Origin of the sequence: Leifsonia aquatica H1aii, assembly GCF_000633535.1 — a bacterium.
GTDB lineage: Bacteria > Actinomycetota > Actinomycetes > Actinomycetales > Microbacteriaceae > Leifsonia > Leifsonia aquatica_A.
Genome location: NZ_AYMR01000019.1, coordinates 1 through 7,339, shown reverse-complemented (window position 1 = coordinate 7,339; position 7,339 = coordinate 1). Strand labels below are relative to the sequence as shown.

Here is a 7,339-nt window from a genome sequence, read left to right as displayed (position 1 = left end):
GCTCCTTCTGTTTACCGCTCATCGCCGGTGTCTTCCCGGCCCCTGCCGCGAGGGGCCCCAGGCGCCATCAAACGCGAAGCGTGCAGAGGGCGTCTGGGGTAGCGGTAGGGTGCACCCCATCGCTGGTGTCTTCCCGGCCCCTGCCGCGAGGGGCCCCGGACGCGGCCGAACGCGAAGCGTGAGGCGGCGTCTGGGGTAGCGGTAGGGTGCACCCCATCGCTGGTGTCTTCCCGGCCCCTGCCGCGAGGGGCCCCGGGCGCCATCACACGCGAAGCGTGCAGAGGGCGTCTGGGGTAGCGGTAGGGTGCACCCCGACCCGCGCGTACCCCTCAGAACGCGTCGGGCCGGGCGAACTCCGCGGTCGCGTACCGCGACTCGGGGTCGATGTGGGCGCGCACCAGCGGGACGGTGCGGTTCACCGCCGTCTCGATGCGGCCGCGGAGGTCCTCCGAGGTGATCGCGTAGTCGGCGAAGTCGCTCTCGCTCGCGTAGATGCCCAGGGGCAGGGTGAGCGACTGGAAGAAGCCGAAGAGCGGTCGCATCTGGTGCTCGACCAGCAGGGCGTGCCGGTCGCTGCCTCCCGTCGCGGTGAGGACGATCGGCTTGTCGACCAGCGCGTACTGGCCGATGTGGTCGAAGAACAGCTTGAAGAGCCCGGTGTAGGTCGCCCGGTAGGCCGGCGAGCCGACGACGATGACGTCGGCGGCCTCCACAGCCTCCAACGCCTCGATCACCTGGGGGCCGAGGTGGGAGCGGAACGGGCCCGCCCCGAGCTCGCCCAGCAGTGGTGCGAGCTCGATGGTCCGCGGAACACCGCCGACCGCATCGGCGAAGGCACGCGTGACCTCGTCGACCAGGACGGTGGTGCGGGAGGGATGAGTGGGGCTACCGCTCACTCCGACGACCGTGGGGACGTGTGCCATGCGGGGACCGCCTTCGTGTGTCTTCGGCTCGGGAACGCCCCCACGCTACTCGCGTGACGCGCCGGTCTCCCCCGCGCGCGTCATGCGCCGTCATGCAGCGGGAAACAGTCCGGCGACGATCTCGAGCGAGCGGATGCGCCCCTCCACTGTGGCCGCACCCGAGGAGACCATCAGCTCGTCGGCACCGGTCGAGCCGAGCAGCGCGTCCAGCCGCGAGCGCACCTCGTCGGGCGTGCCGATCGCCTGCCGTGCGTTGCGTGCGGCGATGAACTCCTCTTCGAGCGGACTGAAGTCGTAGGCGAGCGCCTCCTCGACGCTCACCGGCTGCGGCTTCTGGCCCTGCCGCATCCGCAGGAAGGAGAGCTGGCCGGGCAGGGACAGCGCGCGGACCGTACGGGGGTCGTCGTCCGAGACGACGTTCACGGCGATCATCGTGTGCGGCTCCTCGAGCAGGTCGCTGGGCTCGAACTTCGACCGGTAGAGGTCGAGGGCCGCCTCCGTGTTCTCGCCGGCGAAGTGGTGGGCGAAGGCGAACGGCAGCCCGAGCGCGGCGGCTACCTGGGCGCTGAAGCCGCTCGAGCCCAGGAGCCAGATCTGCGGGGCGTCGCCCAGGCCGGGGACGGCCGTGATGGTGTGGAGCGGATTGGCATCGCTCATCCCGCCGTAGAAGAAGCCGAACAGGTCGAGCAGCTGTTGCGGGAAGTCGTCGACGCCGAGCCCCTGCTCGCTCCGCCGCAAGGCCATCGCGGTCGCGCCGTCCGTGCCGGGGGCGCGCCCGATGCCGAGGTCGATGCGGTCGCCGTAGAGCGCCCGGAGGGTGCCGAACTGCTCGGCCACGACGAGCGGCGCGTGGTTGGGCAGCATCACCCCGCCCGAGCCGACCCGGATGCGCTCGGTCGCGGCGGCGACACCGGCGATGAGCACGGCGGGGGCGCTGGAGGCGATGGCCGGCATGCCGTGGTGCTCGGCGACCCAGAAGCGCTGGTAGCCGAGCGCTTCCGCCGCCTGCGCGAGGCGGATCGTGCCGGCGACGGCGTCGGCGTTCGTGCCGGTTGCCGGGCGGCTGGCGAGGTCGAGGACGGAGAGGGGGATGTTGCGATTCGTCACACTGAGGGCAACCGGTCGGCGCGGGATGTCATTCCATCGCGGCCGCCCGGGCGGTCAGGATTCGCGGATCTTGCGCGCCCAGAACACGACGGACACGGTCACGAGTCCGGCGGCGAGGAGTCCCCCGCCGATCCAGATGGCCCAGACGGCCATGGTCGAGCCGGTGTCGGCCAGCCCGGATCCGGGGTCGGAGACCGTCACGGCCGAATCGGCCGGGAGGACCGTGATCGAGGCCGGGCAGGTGTGCATGCTGGTCCGGCCGACGCCCGTGAACGCGTAGCTGCCGACCGCGTCCGCGGGAAGGGTCACGGTGAGGAGGTCGCTGCCGTCGGCGTTGGACTGCTTCGCGAAGTGGATGCTGCTGACGGTGGTCCTGTAGGCGGCCAGCGTGATACTGGACCCGTCCTCGCCCGTGCCGGTCCAGTCGATGAACTCCCGGGGATCCCAGGTGCCCGGGTCGCACACGATGTGCACGGTGTCCCCGGCGTGAGCGACCGCGGTGTCGAAGCGGCATGGCGAGCCCTGCGTGTAGTCGACGGCGTTCGCCGCCGCCGGCGCCGCGAAGAGCACCGCCACGGTCACGGCTGCCGCCGCGAGGATCTTCTTGAACATGGCCCCGCCTTTCGCCCGCCCGGCCTCACTGTCGGGATATTTGAACAATTCTCACTTTACCGCCGCGCCGCAACCGACGGCAATGGAGCCGACGGCGGATTCTGTCCCCACATCGGGGGTGGAGCCGTCGCCGGGAAGGGTCGGGGTCGTGGTCACCGAGACCCCGGTCCCGGTCTGCTTCAGCCCGAGGAAGTCCACCTCGACCGTCTTCCTCTCCCCCGGCGCGAGGGTCACGGTGAAGAGGCTCACCGGTCGTCCCTGATCCGTTCCGGAGATCGTCGACTTCGTCGCTCCGGCGCTCGTCGTCGCCGCGAGCAGCCCGCCGGACGGCCCATAGACGGCGACGCGGGTCTGAATAGACCCCGGCGGGATCCCGAAACGCCCACCACCGGTCACATAGTCCGGCAGGGCGGTCCCGGCGTCCGCGGGTGCCCGGTTCTGCAGGGTCACCGCGACCCGCGTCGTCGGCTTCCCGTCCGCCCGGCAGATCGCCGCGCCCGCCGCCACCGAGGTGCCGAGGTAGTAGTCCATCTTCGCGCCGGTCGAGTCGTTGAAGTACACGCCCACTCCGGCGGTCGACTCCGTGGAGGCGGGGAGGCCGCCGGCGAGCGATGTCGACGCCAGGACGGACTGCTCGGCGGGGTGCGCACTCCAGATCAGGAGCCGATGCGACGCACCGGCAGCTGCCAGCGCCGACACCAAGGCCTTCCCATCGATTCCGCCCTGAGCCACTCGCTGGAACACGTCAGCGGCGGCCGAGGCGAAGAAGGCGTCCTGCTGGGCGGGGTCGGGGTACTGGCGGTACACCTGGCTGAGCAACAGGTCGACCGCATTGTCGGCGGTGAGGGTCTGCCCGTCCGCGACCGTGACCGGTCCGGTCGCCCGCAGCAGCGCGGCGAGCACCACCGGGTCCATCGTCACGACGCCGTCAACCGTCCCGCCGTTCGTCAGCGTCCACATGCGCGACGCAGTGGAGGCCGCCAGCGGGAAGTCGGGGGTGAGGTTCACATCCTGGATGAAGGTGCCGATCAGCTGACCGAAGAGACCCGTCGGCCCCTCCGGGATCGGCGCGACCGGCTCCGTCCACGGTCCGATGGAGGTCCCGGCCTGCTGGGCCACGAGGGAGATCGACCCGTGATCGGCGCGGATCAGCGCGACCGACCCGATGAGGCCGCCGGTCGCGCGCAGCTCCGCCGGGTTCTGCGCGACGAGGAGGTAGTTCCGCGGACCATCGGCCCCGAGCATCCCGGGCAGCAGCGCAGCACTGTTCCCGACGGCGTCGACGGCGGGCGCCGCCTCGGCCACGAGCTCGCGGAGGCGATCGACCGCCGACGACACCGGGTGGATCGTGGCCGCCGTGTCGACGGACGCGAGGCTCTGCTGCGCGACATGGAACGCGGCCTGCGCTTTCGCCACGACCGGCTGGGCGGCCAGGAGGGGTGCGAGGTCGACCCGGCCGCCGGTGACGGCGAGCCGGCGGGGATCCGCCGTCCCCGCGACGCCGACGAGCGGCTCGATCACCCGCGACGCCAACTGTTCGGTCGTCGCGGCCGCCGTGCGGACCGCGGCCAGATTGGGGCCGGCCCAGGGCAGGACCTCCGCCGCGCGCCAGATCGGGTCCCCGGTCAGCGAGGCCGCCGCCGACGCCCGCTTCTCCAACTCCTGCGCCGACGCTCGAGCGCTCGTCAGATCGCCCGCGACGATGGCGCTCTGGATGCCGTGAGCGGCGGGAAGCGCCGCATAGAGCTCCTGACGGGCCAGATAGCCGCGGAGAGCGATCCAGCCGACCAGTCCCGCGACCACGAGGACGAGCGCGACGGCGATGAGCGTCGTCCACCGCCGCCGGGCCCTGCGCGCGGTAGCGGGAGGCTCAGCCGGGAGGGCCGGCGCCTCCTCCTGCGAGAGACCGATCGCCATGAGGATAAATGTAACAAATCCTCATTTTTTGGCATCCCCCGAAACGAGGGGCGACCCGGACCGATCGTTGCTTCTACCGGCCGAGGCCCCGATACGACCATCCTGCGGCACGCCACGCAGCGGGATCGAGTACGTTGCGACCGTCGATCACCCGTTTGGTCGAAACGATCGACCCCAGCGCGACCGGATCGAGTTCACGGTACTGCGGCCACTCCGTGATGAGGACGACGACGTCCGCGGCCGCCGCAGCCTCGTCCGCCGTCGCCGCATACGCGAGCTGTGGCGCTCGGCGACGAGAGTTGGGGATGGCTTCGGGGTCGGTCGCGGTCACGACGGCCCCGGCCTCCGCCAGCCGCATCGCGACATCGAGCGCCGGCGAATCGCGGATGTCATCGGAGTGCGGTTTGAACGCGAGCCCGAGCACCGCCACCCGCACTCCGGCCAGTCCTCCCGCTTCCTCACGTACGAGGTCCACCACCCGGTCGCGGCGTCGCAGATTGATCTTGTCGACTTCGGCGAGGAACTCCACCGCTTCTCCGCGACCCAGCTCGCGAGCGCGCGCCGTGAACGCGCGGATGTCCTTCGGGAGGCAGCCCCCTCCGAACCCGACACCTGCGTTGAGGAAGCGTCGTCCGATGCGCGCATCATGCCCGATCGCATCGGCGAGCTGAGTGACGTCGGCACCGGTGACCTCCGCGATCTCGGCCATCGCGTTGATGAAGGAGATCTTCGTGGCGAGGAAGGCGTTGGCCGCGACCTTCACCAGTTCCGCCGTCGCATAGTCCGTGACGATGACCGGGGTTCCGGCCGCAACGGCTTTCGCATACACCGCGTTCAGCACGCCGGCTGCTCGCTCCCCCGCCTCGCCGGACGGGACGCCGTACACCAGCCGATCCGGGCTCACGGTGTCCTGCACCGCGAAGCCTTCCCGCAGGAACTCCGGGTTCCAGGTGAGAGTGACCTCCGGAGCGCGCTCAGCGACGAGCGTGGCGAGCCGAGCTGCCGTCCCGACGGGGACGGTGCTCTTGCCCACGAGCACGTCTCCCGGCTTCGTGTGTTCGAGGACGGCAGTGAAAGCGGCGTCGACGAACCGGAGATCGGCAGCGTCGCCATCGGCGCTCTGCGGCGTGCCGACGGCGATGAAGTGCACCTCCGCGTCTTTCGCCGCGGCGAGGTCTGTGGTGAAGCGCAGCCGGCCGCTGGCCATGGCCGAGGTCAAGACCTCGGGCAGCCCTGGTTCGAAGAACGGCGCCCTCCCGGCGGACAGGTCGGCGATCTTCGCTTCGTCCACATCGATGCCGACGACCTCGTGGCCGAGGTCGGCCATCGACGCGGCGTGCACCGCGCCCAGGTAGCCGCAGCCGATCACGGAAATACGCATGGTTCCTCTTCTCGCCGCCGAAACGGTCGCTCAGGTGAAGTCGGGATCCGGCTCGCTGTCATAGGCGGTGGCCGAGGCGCCGACCGGCCAGTGCCGGCGGCCGTTGTTGAGCACCCCGCTGCTCTCCTGGAGGTAGCAGTTGCCGCACAGGGATTCGTAGCCCACGTCTGCACCATCGATCGCCACTTGCGCACCGTCGAAGACGAAGACGCCGTCGACCGTGCGGGCGTTGAAGATGGCCTTGCGCCCGCAGCGGCAGATCGTCTTGAGCTCCTCCAGGCTGTGCGCGACCTCGAGCAGGCGCCGGCTGCCGGGGAACGCGACCGTCTGGAAGTCCGTCCGGATGCCGTACGCCAGCACCGGGATGCCCTCGAGCAGCGCGATCCGCAGGAGGTCGTCGATCTGGGCCTCGGTCAGGAACTGCGCCTCGTCGACGAGCAGCGCGCTCACATCCCGTTCGAACCGCTTGATGGTGCGCTCGCGGTGTTGCTGGAACTTGCCGTAGGCATCGGTCTCGGGGGCGATCAGGAAGTCGACGTCGCGGGTCACGCCGAGGCGCGACAGGATGCCCATGTCACCCTTGGTGTCGATCGCCGGCTTCGCGAGCAGCACCCGATGACCACGCTCTTCGTAGTTGTAGGCCGCCTGAAGCATCGCCGTGCTCTTGCCGCTGTTCATCGCGCCGTAGCGGAAATACAGTTTTGCCACGAAACGATCCTAGACGGCGGTCGTCGTCTCAGGTGAGGTAGCCGTCCTCGGCGGCGCGGCGGATCAGGTCGGCGCGCGAGCTCGTGGGCCGCCCGGCCTTGCCATACTTCTCCCGGACCCGGCGCAGGTAGGTCTTGGCGGTCTCGTACTGCACGTTCATCGCCTTCGCGACCTCCGAGGTCGTGCGGCCGTCGGCGTAGAGCACCAGGGCCTGTCGTTCGCCGTCGCTCAGCCGCGGACGGGCGGCGTCCGGGATGATCGGTCGGGGGCGCCAGACAGGCTCGGCGGCGGGCCCCGGGCGGTCGTCGCCGCGGCCGATCGCGGCGAGGGCGGCCGCCAGCAGCTCGTTCATGGGCTGCGATTTGGTCACGTACGCGACCGCGCCGGCCGCCAGCGCGGCGTCGCGGTCCTCCTGGGTGTCGACGGCGCTCAGCACCACCACTTTGGCGCCGGCGGCGCGGCACGTGCGCACCCGGGCACCGATCGAGACGGACTCGCGCAGCTGCAGGTCCATGATCACCAGGTCGGTCGGGAACGCGTCGCTGTGGACGAGCTCGATCCAGCTTCCCGCGCGCAGGACGAGATCGAACTCGGGGGCGTTCTTCTCGATCCACGTGGCGAGACTGTCGAGCAGGATCTCGTGGTCGTCGAGGATCGCGAGCCGTGCGGGGGCGGGGACGGGGGGTGTGGG

The 7,339-nt window shown here is 70.6% G+C and carries 7 protein-coding genes; all 7 read right to left on the bottom strand.

Annotated features, from left to right (window positions below; genetic code table 11):
• Positions 1–329 precede the first annotated feature (329 nt).
• Positions 330–923 carry an FMN reductase gene (msuE, locus tag U870_RS0117405; RefSeq protein WP_025158653.1) on the bottom strand — a complete coding sequence of 198 codons (594 nt, stop codon included), beginning with the start codon at positions 921–923 and terminating at the stop codon, positions 330–332.
• A 90-nt stretch (positions 924–1,013) separates the two neighbouring features.
• Complete coding sequence (locus U870_RS0117400) at positions 1,014–2,030, bottom strand: LLM class flavin-dependent oxidoreductase (RefSeq protein ID WP_025158652.1); 1,017 nt, start codon at positions 2,028–2,030, stop codon at positions 1,014–1,016.
• Between the two features lie 54 nt (positions 2,031–2,084).
• Complete coding sequence (locus tag U870_RS0117395; RefSeq protein ID WP_025158651.1) at positions 2,085–2,642, bottom strand: LPXTG cell wall anchor domain-containing protein; 558 nt, start codon at positions 2,640–2,642, stop codon at positions 2,085–2,087.
• Positions 2,643–2,693: 51 nt separating this feature from the next.
• The gene (locus tag U870_RS0117390) at positions 2,694–4,559 is read right to left on the bottom strand and encodes a DUF4012 domain-containing protein (RefSeq protein ID WP_025158650.1); all 1,866 of its coding nucleotides are present in this window, start codon (positions 4,557–4,559) and stop codon (positions 2,694–2,696) included.
• Positions 4,560–4,632: 73 nt separating this feature from the next.
• Complete coding sequence (locus U870_RS0117385) at positions 4,633–5,940, bottom strand: UDP-glucose dehydrogenase family protein (RefSeq protein WP_025158649.1); 1,308 nt, start codon at positions 5,938–5,940, stop codon at positions 4,633–4,635.
• Between the two features lie 30 nt (positions 5,941–5,970).
• Complete coding sequence (locus U870_RS0117380; RefSeq protein ID WP_025158648.1) at positions 5,971–6,648, bottom strand: thymidine kinase; 678 nt, start codon at positions 6,646–6,648, stop codon at positions 5,971–5,973.
• A gap of 28 nt (positions 6,649–6,676) precedes the next feature.
• A partial coding sequence (locus tag U870_RS0117375) for a response regulator transcription factor (protein ID WP_025158647.1) occupies positions 6,677–7,339 on the bottom strand: 663 nt, incomplete at its 5' end.

Coding starts and splice junctions, on each gene's coding strand:
- msuE (WP_025158653.1), bottom strand. CDS start 923: ATGGCACACGTCCCCACGGTCGTCGGAGTGAGCGGTAGCCCCACTCAT.
- U870_RS0117390 (WP_025158650.1), bottom strand. CDS start 4,559: ATGGCGATCGGTCTCTCGCAGGAGGAGGCGCCGGCCCTCCCGGCTGAG.
- U870_RS0117385 (WP_025158649.1), bottom strand. CDS start 5,940: ATGCGTATTTCCGTGATCGGCTGCGGCTACCTGGGCGCGGTGCACGCC.
- U870_RS0117395 (WP_025158651.1), bottom strand. CDS start 2,642: ATGTTCAAGAAGATCCTCGCGGCGGCAGCCGTGACCGTGGCGGTGCTC.